Genomic DNA, 22,866 nt, shown 5'->3' on the forward strand with positions numbered 1-22,866 from the left:
GGCTTTTTAGCCACTACAAAACTCTATCATGGATAAAAGTTAAACGAATTTTATCACTTTATAAAAAGAAAGGGGTAAAAGCGGTGAAAAAAAATTTTATCACAGATAAAAACGAGAAAATTACATATAGTATTGTAAAAAGCAAACGTAAAACCATTAGTATTGCTGTTTTACAAAATGGAGAAATTGTAATTCATGTACCATATCAGATTTCAGAAACTAGGATAGGGGAAATATTAAATAAAAAGCAGGATTGGATCATTAAAAAAAGAAATGAAATTTTAAAACAAAATGAGACAATGAATCGTTTGGATTATTTAAGCTATGAAGACGGTAGTAACTTATTATTTAAAGGATCTTTATATCCACTTCATATAATAGAAGATATAACATGTAAAATACCTAAGATAAGATTTAATGGAGATGCTTTTTATATCTATGATAATCATTTTGATTATGAAGAAAAAAGAGAAGCACTTCGTAAATGGTATAGAGAACAGGCAAGAATTGCATTTCATGAAAGAGTATCCTTTTATGAAAAACAATTAAATGTTCGCTATGGCACCATAAGAATCAAGGAACAAAAAGGTTGCTTTGGTAGTTGTTCTTCAAAAGGGAATTTAAACTTTAATTTAAGATGCATCCTTGCACCACCAGAAATCCTTGATTATGTAGTTGTTCATGAGTTATGTCATCTAAAATATTTTGATCACTCAGAGCATTTTTGGAACTTAGTGAAGAGCATTTTACCTGATTATAAGCAAAGAAGAGACTGGTTAAAAGAAAAGGGTAGATTTCTTAACTATTGAAAAACTTCCCAGTGTATATTTCAAATCACTGCACATACTAAGAGCGTAACAAACATCAACATTTGCTGACAAATACATTAAAAATAACTAGTTAGTCAGCATTAGAAATGGAGGAGTTTATTATGAGTAGCAGAAACAGAGTAGAAGTTCCAGAGGCTAAAGAAGCATTAAACCGTTTTAAAATGGAAGTTGCATCTGAACTAGGTGTTCCATTAACTAACGGATATAACGGAAACTTAACTTCATACCAAAACGGTAGTGTTGGTGGTTATATGGTTAAGAAAATGATTAAAGCACAAGAAGAAAAAATGGCTGGTACAGGATCTGGTCAGTAATCGAATACAAAACTTAGGAACAAATTATGGAGCGTACACTAGTTGTACGCTTCATTTTTATTTTACGTAGAAATTACTTGGCATGTTCTGTTCATTATTTTGTTGAGAAGCAAAAATAGATGAAATAAGCAGATTTCCAATGTTTTAGCAGTCAATTTCATATAAATTTCAGTTGACAAAACACAATTATATAATAAAATAGGAGTATATATGTATTTTGCGGTATTATGAGCTTTTATGACTGCTATTACATATGTTCTATGTAAATAGTAAATGAAGTTTAAGAGGTAAAAAAATGAGAGTAATCGCTGGAAAAGCAAGAAGAACATTGCTTAAAACGCCAGAAGGGTTTGATACTAGACCTACAACAGATCGTACCAAGGAAACTCTGTTCAATATTTTGAATGGCTATTTGCCAGATTGCAACTTTTTGGATTTATTTAGCGGGAGTGGTGCCATTGGTATAGAAGCAATTAGTCGGGGGGCTAAATTAGCCGTATTTTCAGAGATTAATCGAATTGCCATAGAGTGTATTAAATCAAATCTTAAAGCAACGCATTTCGAAGAAAATGCAAAAGTATATCAGCAAGATGCCTTATCTGTGATTCGTTCTATGGAAAAAGAGGGACGAGCTTTTGATATTATATTTATGGATCCCCCATATAATCAAGCCCTAGAGCAAGAAGTGCTAGAATATTTGGAACATTCAACTATTGTATCTCGTGATACGATTATAGTAGTTGAGGCTTCTTTAGATACTAGTTTTGATTATTTAGAAAATAGTCGATTTCAAGTTTATCGTGAAAAAGTATATAAGACAAATAAGCATGTATTTATTGAATTAAAAGAAGAAATATAAGAAAAAATATAAGTAAAAATATAAGTAAAAATATAATTAAACACACATGCAATCATTTTAATAGAATAAATCATTTATGGAACAATATTTATTGAGATAAAATAATAGGTATGACTTAAATGAACATGGAGGTAATATGAAAATTGGGATATATCCAGGTAGTTTTGATCCAATTACCCTTGGTCATTTAGACGTAATAAGACGTTCGGCCAAACTAATGGATGAATTAATCATTGGTGTGTTGATAAATAGTACAAAAGTACCTTTATTTTCTGCCGAAGAAAGAGTAAAATTAATAGAAATGGTAGTTTCTGATATACCAAACGTAAGAGTAGAAGCATTTAAAGGTTTAACAGTAGATTTTGCAAAGCAAAGAAATGCTTCTGTTATCGTACGCGGTCTACGTGCTGTTTCTGATTTCGAATACGAATTACAAGTAGCACAGATCAATCATAAGTTATATCCTGCAATTGATACAATTTTCTTAACGACGAGCGACGCGTATTCTTATTTAAGCTCAAGTATCGTGAAAGAGATAGCTAGTTACAATGGTGATATCACACAATTGGTTCCAGAAGCAATTGTAGATTATGTATATGACAAATATAAATTGAGGAGGAACGATTAATATGGGAGCTAATCGAATAGAACAGCTAATAGAAGATATCTATGAATTCGTAGAAAGTTGTAAGATGCAACCATTGTCGCAGACAAAGGTAATAGTTCCAAAGGATGAGTTATATGATTTGCTTGATGAATTAAGATTACGTACCCCTGATGAGATTAAACGTTATCAAAAGATAATCGCAAACAGGGATGCTATCATTGCAGATGCTGAAGAAAAAGCAGCATCAATTCAAGCAGAAGCAAAGGAAAAGGCAAAAACCCTTGTAAATGAAAATGAAATTATGCAGCAAGCATACTATCAAGCGAATGAGATGGTAAGTAGTGCGAATGCACAAGCGGAAGCTATGCTTAGAAGTGCCAATGAAGATGCGAACCAAATTCGTGCTGGCGCGCTCGCTTATGCGAATGAAATTTTATCTGAAGTAGAACGTGTTTTAACTGGTGCTTATGATGAAACAAGAAGTAAGACAGAAGCTTTAGTTTCTACATTAAAGAACAATTTAGATATTGTAGTGAATAATAAAAAAGAGCTTACAGAATCTCTAAGTCCTTCTAATAATATGAACTCCATAGAACCAGAAGAGTTAGAAGAAGGACCAAGAGAGTATAATGAGGAAGAGTTTGACTTTGATGAGAATACTTTTCTAGAAGATATTGATGATTAAAGCATTCTATTATTCAAAAACCCATACAAGTTAAATAAAAAACATTACATAAATACTACTAAGGATAAACGCAATAAAAGCACAGAGTATTTTTGTAATAAAATAGAATTTAATCGATAGTCCTGTTACCCCTATAACACTTTTGGTTTGTGCAAGACCTGATAAACCGCCAAAAGCTGTTATCGTTGTAATAAGGACTATTTTTAATCCCAAATCTATGGCTAAATAACTAATATTATGAATACCAACGGTAATTTCTAATATTCCAGTTAAGATGGAAGCAGAAAATAAGGATAGAAAACCAAAAGACTCAACAATGCTTGCAAGTACAGAAAATAGAATAATATATCCTCCGACTTTAGTGACTACCTCAAAACCACTTAAAATAGCTTCATCTACAATCTCTAGACACAAGGTATTGTTTTTAATTGTTGTATAGCTTTGTGGGCCATGTGTCTCCAGACAGGACTCTGTTGGACTTGTTATTTTATCTTTATAAAAGTGATAACATATTTTTGTGCTAATAATAGAGGAAGTATAAATTATAATACAAAGGAATGCGCCTATTTTTGGATAACCTATTTTAGTCATTGCAATGTATCCTAAAATAAACATGGGACTTGCATTATTACACATACTGGCTAAGAATTGACCTTCTTTTAAAGAAATGCGTTTTGATTCCACCATATCTGCACTTGTTTTAGCACCTACAGGAAGCCCGGATAAAAAACCTATAAAAATTGGATAGCAACCTTCCTTTGTAACAGGTAATATGTGCTTTAAGAAGGGATAAAACAAGGCACCAATGGGTCTGGTAATTTGTAATCGTATGATAAGTCCAGAAATTATAATAAAGGGCAATAAATTAGGTAATACAGCTTCAAACCACAATAATAACCCCGATGTTGCCCCCGCTAATGTTTCAATGGGACGTACTAGCATTAAAACTAAAAATAATAAAAGAGCAATTTTTATTAATTTATTTTTAGAAATAAATGTTTTCATTGTCTTTGCCATACAAAACCTTCACATAGTATTTGTATAATTTATGATGGATTGTCTAATCTATGCAAGAATTCATGATTTACTTTTACAATGATTTATTTCCTTGATAAATTATAGGTCCTGCTTTGAATTCATTTGGCAATACAGTATTAAATTTGGAAAACACAATCTGGTTATACAAATGTGTTGCTTTTAAATCGGCTTGAAAGCATTGCATTGCAATTGGAGATAATAATTTATCTGCATCTGCTACTTTTGTTATCACTGGGATAAGACCATTCTTTTTAATTTGTTTTAAATGTGTGCTAGCGGATGTTTGAAAGCCAAGCAATCTTGCATACGCACTATCAGGAGATAAAAGAAACGTACTCATGAGTTCCGTTTTAATTTGAAGGAGTATATGAAGTAAGGTTCGTGAAATCCTTGTGTAAGTGAATTGTTTTGTTTTTATTAGCTCAATTAAATCAGTAAATTTCGTGTGATAATTTATTTCATTTAAAATACGATTAGAAAGATCTTCATTTACGTCAAGATAGCTTTGTAAAGATTCACTGGTTTCTTGCGTCAATTGATAATAAAGTAGGGAAGTAAAATCATCCACTGTAATAGGAAACGTCTTATGATAGGAGTTTTCTAGACATTCCTTTGTAGTGCTTGGAACAAAGGTATCAATAGAAAGCATCTTTTTATCAATTTTAGTTGAAAGCGAATCTTGATATTCCGTAAGAAAATCATTATTTTGTGCTAATGCCTCATAATAGTTTCTTAGTGCAGTAGCAGAACAAAAAGGATTATTAAGATTAGGATCATGATAACCAGAACCATGCCTTAGAATCGTGACTGGTTCGATGGAGGAATTTAATTTTTTTAGAGCTTTTATATACTCAATCCCTAAAATATTATTTGGTTCATCTAAAACCTGTTCAATCCTTTGATCCTTTCCTAAAAAATCAATGAGGGCTTGTTTTCTTGCAACTGGAAAGGATAGACCATTTTTAAGATATGTCTTTAAATATAATTTAAAATTATCAGGTTCCTCTAATAGTACGGACGCTATTTTATCTAGCAATGAGATATCACCGCATTCGCTACCAAAGCAAAGATAATCGACTATCCCTAGACGATTTAATATGTTAACTGCACCATGTGCAAACAATTCTGCACTAGCAGTAGCATAATAAACAGGGAGCTCAAAAACCAAATCCACACCATTTGAGAGAGCCATTTTTGTTCTTGCATATTTATCTATAATCGCTGGTGTACCACGTTGCACATAATTACCACTCATAATAACAATTACACAATCAGCATTTGTTTCTTGTTTTACCTTGTTGATTTGATAAAGGTGGCCATTGTGAAACGGATTATATTCAACAATAATTGCAACTGTCTTCATTTATCTAATTCCTTTCCTATTTATAATGTTATCCTATCATAAAAATATGAATTCAACAATCAGAGAATCATTTTTTGAAAAATTCGGTTATTATCTTCGAATTTTGAAATACTAATAAAAGTTATATATAATAAAAATTTAACCCAAAGAAGAGCAATAGTAGTAAAATAGTACAAAAAAATGAGAAAAATACTGACTAGAATAGGGGAAATTGAAAGAATGTAAGCGTTTACAAATTTGCCTCTTGTATACTTCATTTGATAGTATTATAATAAATAGCAGTATGTTTTGACCTGCTTTAAATTAATTGATGTAGGGAATTCACCTTATATGTAAATTAATGTAAGTAGAGCGCAAAAAATTGAATACACAAGATATCGAAAGGAGTATTACCATGGGTTTTATCGATGACATTAAAGTCAGAGCAAGAAAAAATATTAAAACAATTGTACTACCAGAAACAGAGGACAGAAGAACTTACGAGGCGGCAGCAATAACGCTTAAAGAGGGAAATGCAAATGTTGTCCTAATTGGTAGTGAAGAAGTAGTTAAGGAGAATTCCAAAGGCCTTGATATTTCTAAAGCTGTCATTGTTGATCCTAAAAAATACGAAAAATTACAAGAGTATATCGACCTTTTAGTAGAACTTAGAAAAGCAAAAGGTATGACAGCAGAAAAGGCAGAAGAACTTTTAACTACAGATTACACTACATTTGGTGTAATGATGGTTAAAGCTGGAGACGCAGACGGATTAGTATCTGGAGCATGCCACTCAACTGCTGATACATTAAGACCATGTTTACAGATTTTAAAAACAGCACCAAATACTAAGTTAGTTTCCGCTTTCTTCGTAATTGTTGTTCCAGATTGTGAATATGGTGCAAATGGCACTTTCATCTTCTCTGATGCAGGATTAGTTCAGAATCCAAATTCAGAAGAACTTGCAGCGATTGCTGAATCTTCCGCTAAGAGCTTTGAATTATTAGTTGAAAAAGAGCCAATCGTAGCAATGCTTTCTCACTCCACAAAAGGTAGTGCAAAACACGCAGATGTTGATAAAGTAGTTGAAGCTGCTAGAATCGCAAAAGAAGCAAATCCAACTCTTAAAGTAGATGGAGAATTCCAATTTGACGCAGCAATCGTTCCTAGCGTTGGCGCTGCAAAAGCACCTGGAAATGAAATTGCTGGTAAAGCAAACGTATTAGTATTCCCAGACCTTGATGCAGGTAACATTGGTTACAAGATTGCTCAAAGATTAGCAAAAGCTGAAGCTTATGGTCCTATTACACAAGGTATCGCTGCACCAGTTAACGATTTATCTAGAGGATGTTCTGCTGAAGATATCGTTGGTGTTATCGCTATTACAGCAGTTCAAGCAGCTGCAAAATAATTGCTAAAGTAATTGTAACCAGTTGCTTTGTGAATTATAAAGTAAACATAGATGAAGTGAAGAAAAAAGGAGATTAACAATGAAAGTTTTAGTTATTAACTGTGGAAGTTCCTCATTAAAATACCAGTTAATTGATTCCGAAACAGAAAAAGCATTAGCTGTTGGTTTATGTGAAAGAATTGGTATTGATGGTCGTTTAAATCATACACCAGCTGGTGGAGAAAAAGTTGTATTAGATGATGCATTACCAAATCATGAAGTAGCAATCAAAAACGTAATCGCTGCTCTTACAAATGAGACATATGGTGTTATTAAGTCTCTTGATGAAATCGGTGCAGTTGGTCACAGAGTTGTTCATGGTGGAGAAAAATTCGCTCATTCAGTAGTTATTAACGATGAAGTTTTAAAAGCAATTGAAGAGTGTAATGATTTAGCACCACTTCATAATCCAGCAAACTTAGTAGGAATCAATGCTTGTAAATCCATCATGCCAAATGTTCCTATGGTAGCTGTTTTTGATACTGCATTCCATCAAACAATGCCAAAAGAAGCTTACCTTTACGGTATTCCATTTGAATACTATGACAAATATAAGGTAAGAAGATATGGTTTCCACGGAACAAGCCATAGCTATGTATCTGGTCGTACAATTGAAATAGCAGGACTTGATAAAAATAATTCTAAAGTGATCGTTTGCCACTTAGGTAATGGTGCTAGTATCTCTGCAGTAAAGAACGGTGAATCTGTAGATACAAGTATGGGTCTTACTCCACTTGAAGGTCTTATCATGGGTACAAGAAGTGGTGATATCGATCCAGCGATCATTGATTTCATTGCTAAGAAAGAAAACAAATCTCTTGATGATATCATGGAAATCTTAAATAAGAAATCCGGTGTATTAGGTATGTCTGGTGTATCTTCTGACTTTAGAGATCTTGAAGCTGCAGCAAACGAAGGAAATGAACATGCAAAAGAAGCTCTTAGCGTATTTGCATATCGTGTAGCTAAATATGTTGGATCTTATATTGCAGCTATGAACGGTGTAGATGCAATTGCATTTACTGCAGGTCTTGGTGAAAATGATAAGAACATTAGAGCAGCTGTATGTGCTCAATTAGGATATATGGGCGTTACATTAGATGAAGAAAAGAACTCTACAAGAGGTAAAGAAATCATCATTTCTGGCGAAGATAGCAAAGTAAAAGTATTAGTAGTTCCTACTAACGAAGAACTTGCTATTTGTAGAGAAACAGTTGAATTATTATAGGATATTTTAGAAAAAATCCCTATTACAATAGTAAATAATCGTTGACAAACGAAGTATCAATGAGTATAATACAAACAGTGTGAATTTCTAGGCACATTTATGTGTCATGTAATTCATTGCGCGAAAGTCCTTGATATGGATAGTTTGTAGTTTATAATACAGGAGTCAAAAATGCTAGTTCAATTGTCTGAAATCATGAATATAAATGACGGTGTACGTAAGATGACAGTTCCTATAGAGTTCGATACATTCGAATTAAATGGTAACACATATAAGGTACACGAAAAAGATTCTGTCCAATTAACGATAAAGAATCTTGGCAATCGAAAAGTTTTGATTGACGCTAAGACAAACTTATCTTTGTATGTTCCTTGTGACAGATGCTTAAAGCCAGTTCTCATTCCTTTTGATATCGATACATCAAAAGAGATTGACTTTAATCTAACCACAGAACAACGTACCGAGGATTTGGATGAAACAACTTTTATTACCGGATACGAGTTAGATGTAGATAGGCTTATTTGCGAAGAAGTCTTGATTGGTTTCCCAATGAAGGTTCTGTGTAAAGATGACTGTAAGGGATTCTGCAAGGTCTGTGGCGCTAATCTAAATGACGGAGAGTGCGGATGTGACCGCACAGAACTAGACCCAAGAATGTCTGTTATCCGAGATATTTTTAACAACTTTAAGGAGGTGTAATCAATGGGAGCTATTTGTCCAAAGAATAAACATTCCAAAGCAAGAAGAGACAGTCGTAGAGCAAACTGGAAAATGACTGCTCCAAACTTAGTGAAATGCAGCAAATGTGGTGAACTTATGATGCCACATAGAGTATGTAAGGCTTGTGGATCTTACAACAAGAAAGAAATCATTTCTACTGCTGAATAATTCAAGCACTTGGAAGATTAAATATGCAAGTAAAGAGCTGTTAATACAGCTCTTTTTTGTGTTTTGAAATATTGTAATTATAAAAGCTTGGTTGCACTTTTAATAGTAGTATGATATGCTTTTTGTAAGAGATTGGAATAAAATAACATTTTATTTTGAAAAAATTAAAGAAAGCATAACTTTAGCATAATTATTTAAAAGATTCGATGCGTCTGATAAACACGTATATTCAAACCAGTATATTTTGTCTTTATGTTCGAATTGAAACTCTGGTTTAAAAATGTTTTCAGTTTGAGGTAAAAATATACCTTCCTTTTTTATATAACAAGTTTCTTTGGTGGCTTTTTTTCGATAATCTTTTTCTACATATTCGGCAACGCTTTTATGGATCGCGGTATCTTCCATAGGAAGATAATAGTAGTCTTTATAGTTTGCAAAGAAATGTTTTAATACTCCTTCATAAAACGGAAGAAACATTGTGCCGTTCTTATCTTTTATACTGCAGGTTATTACATAATCAAAACTTTCAGAATTCATTGAAGGTATAAAAGTATCCAATGTTTTTTTAAAATTTAAGTTCTTTGGGATAGCTGTCTTAAGTTCAAAAAAAATAGAGAGTCCATACTTTGTATATTCATAATTAAGATTCGTTATTTGACCTTGAAAAAAATCACGATAAGCAAGCATTGATGAAATACATAACAATCCCTGCAAATCTTCTGCGTTGTGTAAAAGCAGTACATAAAGCAATGCGTCGGAAGAGGAAGTACCTAAACTAGGTAGACCAGATTCATTTTGCACGGCATAAATTTTTTCGCTTGAAGAGTTTAAGGTTTCATAGCGTTTTATGCCAACATATCTGCCATAAACACTAATTAAATCTCCGCCAGTAAAGGTATCTTCTCTTTTAATACCAAGATACTCTTCAACACTACGTTGTTTCAGACTTTCCAAAGGAAGAAACTTTTTCATTGGATGAAGTTCTTTATAGATATCGATGCTTTTTATATGCTCAAAGTTATATCGTAATTGGTAACGTTTGCATTTTGCAGTTAAATAAGGAATGTCAAAACCAGATCCATTATAGTGTATGAGAACTTTATAATTTTCTAAAAAAGTAAAAAACTGAATTAGAAGTTCTTTTTCGTCTTCAATGCTATCAGCAAACCATTGGAGTAAATAAGGTTCTCCTTTTTTATAATGAACACAACCAATTAAATAGAGGTATGACATCTTAGATGATAATCCCGTGGTTTCTATATCAAAAAAAAGTATATCATCAAGAGAATATTGAAGTTCAAAAGGGTATCCTATTACCGAATTTAATTTTTTTTCGTGTATTTGCATAAGTACCTCCATTTTGTTACAAGTATCGCAAGCGTACGTCTATTAGTATATTATCATAAATGATTCTAAAACTTCAATGAATTGTTTTAAAACCAACGAAAGAACAATAAAAAAGAATGTAATGATTTTTTAATTTGATTATAATGTAAAGATTGCTTAATTGTGATAATATGTGTAATAAATATAGGTGGTGATTACAAAAGATGGGAAAAACAATATTAGGATTAGAAGTTTTTGATATCTTCTATAATTTTTTTATTTACAGTTTTTTTGGATGGATTTATGAAAGTTTATATGTTTCATTTTGCAAAAAAACTTGGATTAATCGTGGTTTCTTAAATGGGCCAGTCATTCCAATCTATGGCTTTGGCGCAACTTTCTTTTATATTATATTTTTTAATACCCATACAGTAACTTTGACACAATCGGTAACGCCAAGGAATGTTGTATTATTGTATTTTATAGGTATGATTTCTGCAACGGTACTTGAATTTGTCACTTCTTGGGTTATGGAAAAATTATTCCATGCAAAATGGTGGGATTATAGTGATAGGAAGTTTAATATTCAGGGGAGAATAAGCTTAATCCCTTCTTTATTTTGGGGTTTTTTATCCGTTGTTATGGCTTACTTAATTCAACCGGCGGTAACGAAATTTACAGATAAGATTCCAAGAAATGTTGGGGATATAGTTTTATTCGCATTGATGATAGTTTTTTTAAGTGACCTTACCGTTACAGTTATAGCAACATTACAGTTAAATCACAAGCTACAGGTTATGGAGAAATTACGTGAAGAATTGTATGAATATGCAATGGGACTAAAATGGTATGAAAAGCGTGAAGAGATTAAAGGAAAGATAAGTAATCCGCATGTTCGTGAATTTTTGAATGAATTTCGTGAATCCTTAGATAAGAGTTATGAACGATTCCAAGAAAAGCAAAAACAGTTATCTTTACAAATGTCAGAGAAAAAACAGCTTTTTGTTGAAGTAGAAGACAAGATCAAAGAATTTAAGACTGCTTATAAAAAGCAAACCAATAATAAATTACAAAGAAATATTTATAAACGTTTATTTAAAGCTTTCCCTAATATGAAAGTGAGCCATCATGAAGGCGCATTTGCTGACTTAAAGGAGAGATTAAAAGATAGAAAGAATAAGTAATAAAGAATAAGTAACAAAGAAATATATTATAGGGTTAACAATTAATAAGGAGAGTTACTAAGAATTTATAGGATGGGAGTCGTAAAAAGTGAATGATAATAAAGAAAAGGGAGTAGTAAAGAACTATGTAAGTGGTTTTTTGCGTGTAGCGGTAGTAGCCAGCTTGGTTTTTGTTCAATTTGGACTAATATTTGCGCTATCGATATGGCTAAGTGGATACACAGTTTACATTTATACCATTATCGAAATTCTAAGTATTTTTGTAATTATTGGATTACTTAATGATTATCGATCCTCTTCATATAAAATTGCTTGGATTTGCATTGTACTATTACTTCCTCTAACAGGGCATATCATGTACGCCTTATGGGGAAAGTCAGGTTCTAAAAAAAGCATTGAGAAAAAAGTGCTAGGTAAATTAAGGCATGGTGCAACATTTTACGAATACGATGAAGAAACCATGAATTTATTTGCAGAGCAATATCCAACGAAATCAAGAATGGCAAAATTTATGGAATCCCATACGTTTCCACTATTTAAAAATAATGAGGTTACGTATTATCCCATGGGGGAAGACGTATTTGCAGCTATCTTTGAAGACATAAAAGAAGCAAAGAATTTTATAATGATAAACTTTTTTATTGTTGGGGAGGGTCTTCTTTGGGAAAAGATGCATGCATTGCTATTAACTAAAATACAACAAGGCGTAGAAGTTATGTTTATGTATGACGATTTTGGTGCAATGCTTCGTACTAGTAAGGATTTTAAAAGAAAGCTTGAAGAAGAAGGATTTAAGATCAGAATATTTAATCCAATACACAAGTATACAGAAAAATTATATATGAATTATCGAAGTCATCAAAAAATCATTGTGATTGATGGAAATGTCGGTTATACTGGTGGAATAAACTTAGCAGATGAGTATGTGAACTACGTAGCTCGTTTTGGTATATGGAAAGATAGTGCTGTTCGTGTAGAAGGCGATGCTGTTTGGGGATTAACGGTTACATTCCTTCAGATGTGGGAAGTATGCACCAATGGTGCCTTAATTGATTATACTCCATATCGCCCAACAAAAGAATTTAAGAAGAATAATGTATTTTGCCAAGTAATTGCAGATGGACCAGCTAATAATCCTGAGAATCCAATTGAATCTGTTTATAAGCAAATGATTCATTATACTAAAAAGTACTTATATGTCATGACACCATATTTAGTGATTGAAGATGATATGAGAGATAGCTTGATTAGCGCAGTAAGGGGTGGTGTGGATGTTAGAATCATTACTCCATTTATCCCTGATAAAAAAAGTGTGAAGCAAGTGACGAATTATAACTACGGAAAGCTTTTGGAAGCTGGTGTTCGAATTTTTGAATATACGCCTGGATTTATTCATGCCAAAGCAATTATCAATGAAGACTGCGGAATCGTAGGAACAATAAATATGGATTATCGAAGCTTTTACTTACATTATGAGTGTGGTGTTTTTATATGTAATCGAGATGTGATTCAAACCATTAGAGAAGATTTTGATAAAACATTCGAAGTTTCCAAAGAAGTGACATACGAGGAATGGAAGAATCGTCCATGGACCACTAAGTTCTTACAAAGTATTTTAAACTTATTTTCTACGCTTATGTAAATAACTAGATCGAATAATTTAAAATGCTACTTATATAAAGAAAGGCTTGACAACAAAGATGCACATAAATGTTTGTAAGCATTGTAAGAAGGTATACACGAGTAAATTTGTATCGTATGCATGTAATGAGTGTAAAGAAAAAGATGATTTACAATTTGAACAGATAAAAGAATATTTAATGAAATATCCAAATAGCAATGCACTTCAAATTGCAGAGGCTTTGGATATTTCTGCTTATATCATAATACAATATTTGAATGAAGGTAGACTAATGACTTCAAAAGGAAATTTTGAACGTATAAAATAGCCTATTCTTTTTAGCTTGCTAATTAAGTTGCTATCTTTTTGATATTACGCTATAATATTATTAATAGAACATAAGTTTGATTTTAGATAGGAAAGAGAATATGATAGCATTTGTTAAAGGCGAGTTAGCAGAGATAAAAGAAAATACGATTATCGTTGAGAATCACGGTTTGGGCTATGAGATAGCAGTGCCTCAAACGGTGTTTCATAAGCTTCCAGCACTACATAGCGAAGTGAAGATTCACACATATATGCAGGTTAAGGAAGACGGAATTGCCTTATTTGGATTTACGAATAAGGATGATTTGAACGTATTTAAGTTATTGATTACAGTGAATGGAATTGGACCCAAAGGTGCACTAGGAATTTTATCTGCACTTTCTGCAGATGATTTGAGATTTGCCATACTTTCTGAGGATGCAAAAGCAATTTCAAAAGCTCCTGGAATTGGTGCAAAAACAGCAGGTAAGCTAATCCTGGAATTAAAGGATAAGTTTAAGTTAGAGGATGCATTTGAACAAAAATTATTGAATGCAACGGAAAATATTTTTACAGATAGAAGTGCGATTGATGGAATATGCAATGAGGCAATCCAAGCGCTGGTTGCACTTGGATATGGTAGCAGTGAAGCAATGAGAGCGGTAAAAATGGTGAATGTAACATATGATATGGATTCTGAAAAAGTGTTAAAGCTTGCGCTTAAAAATATTGGATTAGTGTAATGATAGATTGTTAGAGGGAACCTATGGGAAAAAGAATGATAACAACTGAGTTAATGGAAGAGGATGTGAAGTTAGAAAGCACCTTACGACCTCAGTTATTAAAGGATTATATCGGGCAAAAAAAAGCGAAGGAAAATTTAAAGATTTACATCGAGGCGGCAAAGCAACGAGGCGATTCTTTAGATCATGTCCTTTTTTTTGGACCACCTGGACTTGGAAAGACAACACTTGCAGGTATTATTGCAAATGAAATGGGCGTTAACATGAAGACAACTGCTGGACCAGCGATTGAAAAACCTGGAGATATGGCAGCTATTTTGAATAATTTGCAAGAGGGCGATGTATTATTTATCGATGAGATTCATCGTTTGAATCGACAAGTTGAAGAATTATTATATCCCGCAATGGAAGATTACGCTATTGATATTGTTATTGGCAAAGGTGCTTCTGCAAAGTCAATTCGGCTTGAACTTCCACGTTTTACTTTGGTTGGAGCAACTACAAGAGCAGGTATGTTAACAGCACCTTTACGTGATCGTTTTGGAGTGGTTAGTCGTCTGGAATTTTATTCTGCCGAAGAGCTAAAGACGATTATTGTGCGTTCAGCAAGTGTTTTGAATGTGGAAATAGATGAAACTGGTGCGATTGAGTTGGCAAGAAGATCAAGAGGAACACCACGTTTGGCAAACCGCTTATTAAAGCGTGTTCGAGATTTTGCCCAAGTAAAATATGATGGCAAGATAACCAAGGATGTTGCTAATTTTGCCCTTGATTTACTTGAAGTTGATAAGCTAGGACTTGACCATATTGACCGTCAAATTTTAATGACCATGATTGAAAAATTCAATGGAGGACCCGTTGGAATTGATGCAGTTGCTACTACAATTGGAGAAGATTCTGGGACAGTAGAAGAGGTATACGAACCATATCTAGTTCAAAATGGACTGATAATAAGAACTCCAAGAGGGCGAATGGTTACAGATTTAGCCTACAAGCATTTAGGACTAGCTGTTAGTTCAAAAGAGTGCGATGAATAAAAAACGCTTATAAATTCCCTAAATAAAATAAGTATTGTTTTTCCAGTGATTTATGTTAAAATATAATAACGAAGCGATTTGTGCTTCGTTATTAAATTCTATTAAGAAGTGTACTTAGCTTCGTTATTAGATTCTATTAAAAAGCAATATGTGCTTTGTTATTACAATCAGAAGCGCTTTTGCAGAGTAAATATTGTACAAAAGTTCATAAAGATTCAATTATCAGAATTTAGTTTCATATAAGTTTTATTAGTTTTGAGATAGTGGTGGGGAAATTCTCGGAAAAGAGGACGGTATGAATAAACGAACGGATATTGAAGTTATTATTAATGGGAAGCGATATGTTATTTGTGGGTATGAAAGCGAAGAATATTTACAAAAGGTTGCATCCTATATTAACAGTAAGATAGCGGAATTTAAACAACAAGATTTCTACCGAACTTTAGATGGCGAGATGCGCAATATTTTGCTTCAGCTAAACATTGCAGATGATTATTTTAAAATGAAAAAACAATTAAAGCAATCCGAGAGCGATAGTGATTTAAAAAGTGGAGAGATATTTGATTTGAAGCATGAGATTATTATGCTACAAACAAGGCTAGAAGCTGCAGAGAATGAAATTATAGGATTGCAAAAGGAAAATCTAGAAGAACAGAAGAAAGTTGTTCGTTTAGAGACAGAGCTTATAGAAGCGCGAAAGAATAAAACAAACTAATAATTAGGGGCTGTCAGGGATGACGGCCTTTTTAAAATTATAGAAGCATTGTAATTAAGTAAAAGAAAGGGTTAACATATAGTATTAGTAAGAAAATACTATATGAAAAGGTATATATGAATAAAATTGAAATATTAGCACCTGCTGGTTCTATTGAGAGTTTACATGCAGCAATCAATGCAGGTGCAGATGCAGTATATATAGGCGGCACATTATTTGGGGCTAGAGCATATGCAAATAATTTGGATGAAGAAACCTTACTTCGTGCCATTGATTATGTTCACGTTAAAGGAAAGCAAATGTATTTAACTGTGAACACCTTATTAAAGGATGAGGAACTATCTGAACATTTATATACGTATTTAAGAAGATTTTATATGGAGGGCTTAGATGCAGTTATTGTACAAGACGTAGGTGCAATGCGTTATATACATGAACATTTCCCTAAGCTACCAATCCATGCAAGTACACAAATGACACTTACAATGGCAGAAGGTGCTAAGACCTTTGAAGACTATGGCGTTACTAGAATGGTAACTTCAAGAGAGCTTAGTTTAGAAGAGATTAGAAGGATACGTGCCAATACATCTCTTGAAATTGAATCATTCGTACATGGTGCATTGTGCTATAGCTACTCAGGGCAATGTTTAATGAGTAGTATGATTGGTGGAAGAAGTGGTAATCGAGGTCGTTGCGCTCAACCATGTCGTATGGAGCATGGATGCAAAGAAAGCGGTTCGGTTGTATCTAAAAAAGAAGAGAGCTTTTTATTAAGCCCAAAAGATATCTGTACGCTAGATTCCGTTGCTGAGTTTATCGAGGCAGGGATTGACTCCTTTAAAATCGAAGGAAGAATGAAGAGATATGAATACTCTGCAGGTGTTGTTGAAAGTTATCGCAAACAGGTAGATTTATATTATGAATTAGGAAGTGAAGGTTATCGCAAGTTTAAAGAAAAGAATCCTAATTTTATAAAAGAGGACATGCTTAAATTGCAGGATTTGTACAATCGTGGTGGTTTCTCAAATGGTTATTATCAAGCTCACAACGGCAAATCTATGATGTCCATGCATCGACCAAATCATAGTGGTGTGTATGTGGGAAAAATTGTTGATATCAAAGGAATCAATGCATCCATTCGTTTAGAAGAGAATATTAATGCACAAGATATTCTTGAAATTCGTGAAAATGGAGATAAGGTTTATGAATTTACAGTTAAAGATGGTGCTAAGGCTGGCCAGATTTTAAAAAGTAATTTCAAGCCTGGCAGTAAGGTGAGCATTGGAAATGAAGTTTATCGAACAAAGAATAGTCAATTACTAGAAGAACTTTCTGAAAAATATTACGAAAATGAACGTAAGGTTTCAATTCATGGTTTATTATGTGCAACGCCAGGTGAAAAACTAGAATTACAGGTATCTACGAAAAATCGTGAAGATAAGTTGATTAAGGTGAGCGAAATTGGTGATGTGGTTGAACCTGCAATGAAGCAACCAATGACTAGGGAAAAAATAAAGGCGCAATTGGAAAAGACAAACGAAACACCATTTACTTTTGAGAACTTAGATATTGAGTTGAATGGAGATGTATTTATTCCAGTATCAAAATTGAACGAGATTCGTAGAAATGCCTTATTACGTTTAGAAGAGGCAATGGCTCAAGAATATAAAAGAGAAGAAGCTTTAGAGCCTATTATGAAAGATCAAAGTAAAGAGTTTATAGCAGAAGATAACAATAGTGATATTGGTATCATTGCTTTTGTCAAAGATGAAGAACAATTAATTCATGCATGTGAAATAGAAGAGGTTGATGAAATCTATTTAGACATGGCTGAATGCAACTTTTTACAAATTGAGAAACTTAGCAAGCAAGTAAAAGAGTATAAGAAAAGATGTTATATTGTTATGCCACACATCTTCCGCTCTTATACCTATGATTTATTCTTAAGGAATAAAGCGTATTTGCTAGCCGATACTATAGATGGATATGTAATTAAAAATTATGAGCAGTATACATTTTTTAAAAACTTGCAAACAGAGGAACATTTATCTAAGGAAGTACGACTTGATTACAATATGTATGTTATGAATAATGAGGCGAAGAAATTCTATCTAGAGCATGGAATTACTCATACCACAGCATCCGTTGAGTTAAATCAAGGTGAGTTATCAAGACTTGGAATTTCAAATATGGACCTTTTGGTGTATGGTAATTTGCCATTAATGGTGTCAGCACAATGCGTAAAGATGAATACGACTGGTTGTAGAAAACAGGTAAATAAAGCAAATAAAAATTTACAGAGTGCCGATGATGATAAATCCTTGGTTCTTGTAGACCGTTTAAAGAATGAACTCTCAGTAAGAACAAATTGTAGAGAATGTTACAATACTATTTATAACTCCAAGTGTCTTTCATTGCTTGAGGAAGTGGCAGAAATACAAAACTTAAATCCAAGAAATATTAGACTAGATTTTAGTAACGAAACTGGAGAAGAAGTAAGCAAAGTACTAAAAAGTTTTGTTGATGTATTTAAACATGGCATAGATTCTAGTTTAAATCTGCGAGAATACACAAAAGGACATTTTAGAAGAGGTATTCTTTAAACTCCGACATGGAATGTTTCCTACGAAGTTTCATTAAAAGTTTTTGCGAAAAAACTTCGTAGGAAGCTTTCCCTAAGTTGTTTTTGGATAAGCTTTATAGAATACTTCCTATAAATCAAATGGAAGGTTCAATAAGAAGAGGTAAAAATGGATCATTTAATTACGGAATTAACAAAATATTTAATTATCATATTAATGACGCTGTATACTTTCTTTTCCTTTCGAGTAATCGTAAAAAAGAATAAACACTACCGTAAAAGAGTATATCGTGGAATGGAAATATTGATGTATCTGATTCATGGTAGTAGCTTTTTATCTCTTTATGTTACGTCACGAGATGAAAAATTATTTATATTGTATATAAGTCAGTTACTGGTATTTATCATATTTAGCGCGTTATATAAAGTTAGTTATCGAATGATGTCACAATTAGTTTTTCAAAATATGATGATGCTGTTGATGATTGGTTTTGTAATGATAACGAGACTTTCATTCGAAAAAGGAGTTAGGCAGTTTGCTATTTCAGCGGCTATGCTTTTGATATGTTTAGTTGTACCAGTGGCGATTGAAAAATTTAAGTCCCTTGGACGGCTCGGTTGGTTTTATAGCTTATTAGGTCTTGCTATGTTAATCGTAGTTCTAATCTTTGGACAAGAATACTACGGAGCAAAAAACTGGATTATTATAGGTAAGTTTCAATTCCAACCATCTGAAATAGTGAAACTGTTGTATATCTTTGCAGTGGGTGCTTTACTTAGCAAGGCAGTAAAATTTAAAGAGATCGTCTTAATTACGATAATGGCTGCAATTCATGTTATTTTATTAGTATTGGAAAAGGATTTAGGTGCTGCACTTATTTTCTTTATCACATATATCATAATGTTATATGCAGCAACGAAAAAAGCGGCTTACTTAGCTGCTGGTGTAGGGGCTGGTGTTGTTGGAGCCTTTGCAGGCTACACTTTGTTTGATCACGTACGAATTAGAGTGGCGGCCTTTTTACATCCTTTTGAGTTGATTGAGAAGGAAGGATATCAAATCAGTCAATCCTTGTTTGCGATAGGAACTGGTGGTTGGCTAGGAATGGGATTAAGCCAGGGATTGCCTAACAATATTCCAGTTGTAGATTCTGATTTTATCTTCGCAGCGATTGCAGAGGAGTTCGGTGGTATCTTTGCGATATGTATCATATTAATTTGCATTAGTTGTTTTGTTATGTTTATTAATATTTCAGTAAAGATAAAAAATACGTTTTATAAATTAGTTGCGCTTGGATTTAGTACTATGTACATCGTGCAGGTTTTACTAAACGTTGGTGGTGTTTTAAAATGCATTCCATCCACAGGAGTTACTCTTCCATTAGTTAGTTATGGTGGTAGTTCCATTGTTAGTAGTATATTTATGTTTAGCATTATTCAAGGGCTTTATGTATTACATTTACGTTCCGATGGAAATGAAGTTTCTTTAGATGAAATCGAAGCTGAAAAACAAAAGGATAAAAAGAAAAAGAACTCTAAAAAAGGCAATGATCAGTTGCAATTACAGGAAGAAAGAAAACTACAAAAGAAGTTAGAGAAAAAAAGAAAAGATGTGACTCAATCTGTTATTCGTTTTATGTACTTTTTTTCAGCACTTTTATTTGGTGTGATCGGGTATTATACGTATTTCTTAACATTTAAGAGTAAGACAGTTGTGAATAATAATTATAATTATAGACAGGACTTGCTAGCACAACGAATTACACGAGGAAAGATATTATCAGCAGATGGTAATATATTAGCTCAAACTGTTGAACTTGATGATGGAACTGAGATGAGAGTTTACCCATATGGAAACACATTTTCACATGTAGTTGGAAGAATGCAAAAAGGTAGGACAGGAGTCGAATTATCGGATAATTTTAATCTGTTGACTTCAAGTATTAATGGTTTTACAAAGTTAACAAACGAGATTGCTGGGAAGAAGAATCCTGGTGATAATGTGGTAACAACTCTTAATACAAAACTTCAACAAGTAGCTTATGATGCTCTTGGTAATAATCAAGGTGCTGTGGTAGTTTTAGAGCCTTCCACAGGAAAGATACTTGCAATGGTATCAAAACCTGATTATAACCCAAATACAGTAGTGAATGATTGGGCAGATCTTAATAATGATTCATCTTCACCACTTTTAAATCGTGCAACAAGAGGTTTGTATGCTCCAGGATCGACATTTAAGATATTAACAACATTAGAATATATGAGAGAAAATCCTGATTACGAATCTTATGAATATGAATGTAAAGGTGAGGGAAGATTTAATGATGTAACGCTCCATTGTGTAAAAAGCCATGGACGTGTTAATCTATTAAGCTCTTTTGCACATTCTTGCAATACTTCATTTGGTAATTTAGGAATAACATTAAATATGGATTCCTTTCAAAAATTAGCTAGGGATTTCTTATTTAATCAACCACTTCCAACTTCAATTACTACTTCACAAAGTAGCTTTGTTTTAGATGGGACATCCGATCCTAATGATTATCCACAAACGGTGATAGGACTTGGTAAAACACAGATAACACCACTTCATAACGCTATGATTGTATCTGCTATAGCAAACGGTGGAGTTTTAATGAAACCATATCTTATTGATCATATCGAATCTGCTTATGGTGATGAGGTATCTCGTAATACACCTTCTAGCTACGGAAGTTTAATTTCAGCCAATGAAGCACAAGTTTTAACAACGTATATGCAAGAAGTAGTTGAAAATGGTACTGGAACAAAATTAAAAAATATGTCCGTTACAGTTGCTGGAAAGACTGGTACAGCAAAGTATGATATAAATAAACCAGAACATGCTTGGTTTGTAGGATTTGCACCTGTAGATAACCCAGAAATAGCAATCAGCGTAATTGTTGAAAGCGTTGGTTCTGGTAGTACTTATGCGGTGCCAATTGCTAAGAAAATTATAGAGGCATACTATTCTACAAAATAGATATAATAATTCATTAATAACAATAAAATAGAATCCCTAAAAACAATAGGTTGAATTAAGACGGAAAGTGTTGTATACTAAAGGGTAGTAAACGTTACACCAGAAAACAGGAGGAATTGCGATGATAGAAGCAACGAGCTGTGGTGGTGTAGTTATTTTCAGAGGTAAAATCTTATTGTTATATAAGAATTACAAGAACAAGTATGAAGGCTGGGTATTACCTAAAGGAACTGTAGAAGAAGGGGAAGAATACAAGGAAACTGCAGTTCGTGAAGTAAAAGAGGAAACCGGCGCTGTTGCATCGATAATTAAATATATCGGTAAAAGTCAGTATACCTTTAACACTCCCCAGAACACCGTACTGAAGGATGTTCATTGGTACCTTATGATGTCTGATAGCTATTACAGCAAACCACAACGGGAAGAGTATTTTATGGACTCAGGATACTATAAATTCCACGAAGCGTACCACATGCTTAAATTTACCAATGAAAAGCAAATATTAGAACGTGCCTATAATGAGTATGTGGATTTAAAAAAAAGTAATCTCTGGGGTAATAAAAAATACTTTTAGATCTAGTATAACGGTTGACAGACGAGGTCAATTAGAATAATAATGAGACTTATGTACAAACGATTTTATATATGTATTCCGTATGGATATTGCAATGCAATTCTATAGGAATCTAATATGAAATATATGTATGCATAAGTCTCATTATTTTTTATTTTATTAATTATGTCTAGGGTGGTGAGCCACCTGAAGTGATGCTTGGGTAATTTGAGCAATAACACTAGCTTCAAATTGGGTACTTAGTACATCTAACTTTGATAGTAATTCACCTTGAGTTGTAACAACATACTTTGGTGGTAAACGATTCAATGAATAGGAAGCAATATCTAAGCGACATTGATCGCATTGACAACAGTTTAATTCAGGAAGTATTTCATCAATCCGTTTGATAACGATATCTTCCATGATATTTTTAAGTAATAATTCCATAAGAGACCTCCCAGCGACTTATTATATACATCTAATGTATCATAGGTGTCAATATGTGTAAATAGATTATAAAAGCTTTTATCATTTCATATTTTCACAAGTGTGTAC

At 33.0% G+C, this 22,866-nt stretch carries 22 protein-coding genes; 18 read left to right on the forward strand and 4 right to left on the reverse strand.

The window, feature by feature from the left end; all coding sequences use genetic code 11:
• Positions 1-83: 83 nt before the first annotated feature.
• The 5 genes from BN4220_RS11235 (at position 84) to BN4220_RS11255 (ending at position 3,295) form a co-directional block, all read left to right on the forward strand.
• On the forward strand, positions 84-809 hold the full coding sequence (locus BN4220_RS11235) for a M48 family metallopeptidase (protein WP_066716118.1): 726 nt from the start codon (positions 84-86) through the stop codon (positions 807-809).
• A 122-nt stretch (positions 810-931) separates the two neighbouring features.
• On the forward strand, positions 932-1,144 hold the full coding sequence (locus tag BN4220_RS11240; protein ID WP_066716123.1) for an alpha/beta-type small acid-soluble spore protein: 213 nt from the start codon (positions 932-934) through the stop codon (positions 1,142-1,144).
• 295 nt (positions 1,145-1,439) lie between these two features.
• Complete coding sequence (rsmD, locus tag BN4220_RS11245; RefSeq protein WP_066716124.1) at positions 1,440-2,003, forward strand: 16S rRNA (guanine(966)-N(2))-methyltransferase RsmD; 564 nt, start codon at positions 1,440-1,442, stop codon at positions 2,001-2,003.
• Between the two features lie 136 nt (positions 2,004-2,139).
• Positions 2,140-2,631 carry a pantetheine-phosphate adenylyltransferase gene (coaD, locus tag BN4220_RS11250; protein ID WP_066716126.1) on the forward strand — a complete coding sequence of 164 codons (492 nt, stop codon included), beginning with the start codon at positions 2,140-2,142 and terminating at the stop codon, positions 2,629-2,631.
• Between the two features lies 1 nt (position 2,632).
• Positions 2,633-3,295 carry an ATPase gene (locus tag BN4220_RS11255; RefSeq protein WP_066716128.1) on the forward strand — a complete coding sequence of 221 codons (663 nt, stop codon included), beginning with the start codon at positions 2,633-2,635 and terminating at the stop codon, positions 3,293-3,295.
• 30 nt (positions 3,296-3,325) lie between these two features.
• Here BN4220_RS11255 and BN4220_RS11260 read toward each other — a convergent pair whose 3' ends face one another.
• Together BN4220_RS11260 and BN4220_RS11265 are read right to left on the reverse strand one after the other, a co-directional pair.
• Positions 3,326-4,300: a hypothetical protein gene (locus tag BN4220_RS11260; protein WP_148401731.1), complete on the reverse strand. Its 975-nt coding sequence runs from the start codon at positions 4,298-4,300 to the stop codon at positions 3,326-3,328.
• Positions 4,301-4,385: 85 nt separating this feature from the next.
• Positions 4,386-5,696, reverse strand: a complete 1,311-nt coding sequence (locus BN4220_RS11265; RefSeq protein WP_066716131.1) for a nucleotidyltransferase — start codon at positions 5,694-5,696, stop codon at positions 4,386-4,388.
• Between the two features lie 394 nt (positions 5,697-6,090).
• Between BN4220_RS11265 and pta the strand changes: the two genes are divergently transcribed.
• The 4 genes from pta to rpmF all read left to right on the forward strand — a co-directional run bounded on the left by pta (position 6,091) and on the right by rpmF (position 9,241).
• Positions 6,091-7,086: a phosphate acetyltransferase gene (gene pta, locus BN4220_RS11270; RefSeq protein ID WP_066716132.1), complete on the forward strand. Its 996-nt coding sequence runs from the start codon at positions 6,091-6,093 to the stop codon at positions 7,084-7,086.
• A gap of 79 nt (positions 7,087-7,165) precedes the next feature.
• Positions 7,166-8,353: an acetate/propionate family kinase gene (locus BN4220_RS11275; RefSeq protein ID WP_066716134.1), complete on the forward strand. Its 1,188-nt coding sequence runs from the start codon at positions 7,166-7,168 to the stop codon at positions 8,351-8,353.
• Positions 8,354-8,524: 171 nt separating this feature from the next.
• Positions 8,525-9,052, forward strand: coding sequence for a YceD family protein (locus BN4220_RS11280; RefSeq protein WP_066716136.1), 528 nt, complete (start codon positions 8,525-8,527; stop codon positions 9,050-9,052).
• Between the two features lie 3 nt (positions 9,053-9,055).
• Positions 9,056-9,241 carry a 50S ribosomal protein L32 gene (gene rpmF, locus BN4220_RS11285; RefSeq protein ID WP_066716138.1) on the forward strand — a complete coding sequence of 62 codons (186 nt, stop codon included), beginning with the start codon at positions 9,056-9,058 and terminating at the stop codon, positions 9,239-9,241.
• A gap of 150 nt (positions 9,242-9,391) precedes the next feature.
• Here rpmF and BN4220_RS11290 read toward each other — a convergent pair whose 3' ends face one another.
• On the reverse strand, positions 9,392-10,588 hold the full coding sequence (locus BN4220_RS11290; protein ID WP_066716140.1) for a ribonuclease H-like domain-containing protein: 1,197 nt from the start codon (positions 10,586-10,588) through the stop codon (positions 9,392-9,394).
• A 203-nt stretch (positions 10,589-10,791) separates the two neighbouring features.
• On the opposite strand from BN4220_RS11290, the gene BN4220_RS11295 reads away from it, so the two are divergent.
• From BN4220_RS11295 to BN4220_RS11335, 9 genes are all read left to right on the forward strand, one after another.
• Entirely contained in the window at positions 10,792-11,751 is a 960-nt protein-coding gene (locus tag BN4220_RS11295; protein WP_066716142.1) for a putative ABC transporter permease, read from the forward strand.
• Between the two features lie 88 nt (positions 11,752-11,839).
• Entirely contained in the window at positions 11,840-13,393 is a 1,554-nt protein-coding gene (cls, locus tag BN4220_RS11300) for a cardiolipin synthase (protein ID WP_066716144.1), read from the forward strand.
• Positions 13,394-13,451: 58 nt separating this feature from the next.
• The gene (locus BN4220_RS11305; protein WP_066716151.1) at positions 13,452-13,700 is read left to right on the forward strand and encodes a hypothetical protein; all 249 of its coding nucleotides are present in this window, start codon (positions 13,452-13,454) and stop codon (positions 13,698-13,700) included.
• A 100-nt stretch (positions 13,701-13,800) separates the two neighbouring features.
• Positions 13,801-14,421 carry a Holliday junction branch migration protein RuvA gene (gene ruvA, locus BN4220_RS11310; RefSeq protein ID WP_066716153.1) on the forward strand — a complete coding sequence of 207 codons (621 nt, stop codon included), beginning with the start codon at positions 13,801-13,803 and terminating at the stop codon, positions 14,419-14,421.
• Between the two features lie 23 nt (positions 14,422-14,444).
• Positions 14,445-15,458, forward strand: a complete 1,014-nt coding sequence (gene ruvB / locus BN4220_RS11315; RefSeq protein WP_066716155.1) for a Holliday junction branch migration DNA helicase RuvB — start codon at positions 14,445-14,447, stop codon at positions 15,456-15,458.
• A 295-nt stretch (positions 15,459-15,753) separates the two neighbouring features.
• Positions 15,754-16,173, forward strand: a complete 420-nt coding sequence (locus BN4220_RS11320) for a cell division protein ZapA (protein ID WP_066716157.1) — start codon at positions 15,754-15,756, stop codon at positions 16,171-16,173.
• 116 nt (positions 16,174-16,289) lie between these two features.
• Positions 16,290-18,776 carry a U32 family peptidase gene (locus tag BN4220_RS11325; RefSeq protein ID WP_066716159.1) on the forward strand — a complete coding sequence of 829 codons (2,487 nt, stop codon included), beginning with the start codon at positions 16,290-16,292 and terminating at the stop codon, positions 18,774-18,776.
• A gap of 147 nt (positions 18,777-18,923) precedes the next feature.
• Entirely contained in the window at positions 18,924-21,755 is a 2,832-nt protein-coding gene (locus BN4220_RS20500; protein ID WP_082812269.1) for an FtsW/RodA/SpoVE family cell cycle protein, read from the forward strand.
• A gap of 121 nt (positions 21,756-21,876) precedes the next feature.
• Positions 21,877-22,329, forward strand: a complete 453-nt coding sequence (locus BN4220_RS11335) for an NUDIX hydrolase (RefSeq protein WP_066716162.1) — start codon at positions 21,877-21,879, stop codon at positions 22,327-22,329.
• A 159-nt stretch (positions 22,330-22,488) separates the two neighbouring features.
• Here BN4220_RS11335 and BN4220_RS11340 read toward each other — a convergent pair whose 3' ends face one another.
• On the reverse strand, positions 22,489-22,758 hold the full coding sequence (locus BN4220_RS11340; protein WP_066716164.1) for a late competence development ComFB family protein: 270 nt from the start codon (positions 22,756-22,758) through the stop codon (positions 22,489-22,491).
• Positions 22,759-22,866: the final 108 nt, after the last annotated feature.

The organism is Clostridium sp. Marseille-P299 (assembly GCF_900078195.1).
Lineage (GTDB): Bacteria > Bacillota > Clostridia > Lachnospirales > Lachnospiraceae > Lachnoclostridium.

Excerpts from the sequence above, each read along its gene's own strand:
- BN4220_RS11335 (WP_066716162.1), top strand. The coding sequence starts at position 21,877 with ATGATAGAAGCAACGAGCTGTGGTGGTGTAGTTATTTTCAGAGGTAAA.
- BN4220_RS11275 (WP_066716134.1), top strand. The coding sequence starts at position 7,166 with ATGAAAGTTTTAGTTATTAACTGTGGAAGTTCCTCATTAAAATACCAG.
- BN4220_RS20500 (WP_082812269.1), top strand. The coding sequence starts at position 18,924 with ATGGATCATTTAATTACGGAATTAACAAAATATTTAATTATCATATTA.
- BN4220_RS11280 (WP_066716136.1), top strand. The coding sequence starts at position 8,525 with ATGCTAGTTCAATTGTCTGAAATCATGAATATAAATGACGGTGTACGT.
- coaD (WP_066716126.1), top strand. The coding sequence starts at position 2,140 with ATGAAAATTGGGATATATCCAGGTAGTTTTGATCCAATTACCCTTGGT.
- rsmD (WP_066716124.1), top strand. The coding sequence starts at position 1,440 with ATGAGAGTAATCGCTGGAAAAGCAAGAAGAACATTGCTTAAAACGCCA.
- pta (WP_066716132.1), top strand. The coding sequence starts at position 6,091 with ATGGGTTTTATCGATGACATTAAAGTCAGAGCAAGAAAAAATATTAAA.
- BN4220_RS11290 (WP_066716140.1), bottom strand. The coding sequence starts at position 10,588 with ATGCAAATACACGAAAAAAAATTAAATTCGGTAATAGGATACCCTTTT.
- BN4220_RS11305 (WP_066716151.1), top strand. The coding sequence starts at position 13,452 with ATGCACATAAATGTTTGTAAGCATTGTAAGAAGGTATACACGAGTAAA.
- BN4220_RS11320 (WP_066716157.1), top strand. The coding sequence starts at position 15,754 with ATGAATAAACGAACGGATATTGAAGTTATTATTAATGGGAAGCGATAT.
- BN4220_RS11255 (WP_066716128.1), top strand. The coding sequence starts at position 2,633 with ATGGGAGCTAATCGAATAGAACAGCTAATAGAAGATATCTATGAATTC.
- BN4220_RS11265 (WP_066716131.1), bottom strand. The coding sequence starts at position 5,696 with ATGAAGACAGTTGCAATTATTGTTGAATATAATCCGTTTCACAATGGC.
- rpmF (WP_066716138.1), top strand. The coding sequence starts at position 9,056 with ATGGGAGCTATTTGTCCAAAGAATAAACATTCCAAAGCAAGAAGAGAC.
- ruvA (WP_066716153.1), top strand. The coding sequence starts at position 13,801 with ATGATAGCATTTGTTAAAGGCGAGTTAGCAGAGATAAAAGAAAATACG.
- BN4220_RS11240 (WP_066716123.1), top strand. The coding sequence starts at position 932 with ATGAGTAGCAGAAACAGAGTAGAAGTTCCAGAGGCTAAAGAAGCATTA.
- BN4220_RS11295 (WP_066716142.1), top strand. The coding sequence starts at position 10,792 with ATGGGAAAAACAATATTAGGATTAGAAGTTTTTGATATCTTCTATAAT.
- BN4220_RS11260 (WP_148401731.1), bottom strand. The coding sequence starts at position 4,300 with ATGAAAACATTTATTTCTAAAAATAAATTAATAAAAATTGCTCTTTTA.
- BN4220_RS11340 (WP_066716164.1), bottom strand. The coding sequence starts at position 22,758 with ATGGAATTATTACTTAAAAATATCATGGAAGATATCGTTATCAAACGG.
- BN4220_RS11325 (WP_066716159.1), top strand. The coding sequence starts at position 16,290 with ATGAATAAAATTGAAATATTAGCACCTGCTGGTTCTATTGAGAGTTTA.
- ruvB (WP_066716155.1), top strand. The coding sequence starts at position 14,445 with ATGGGAAAAAGAATGATAACAACTGAGTTAATGGAAGAGGATGTGAAG.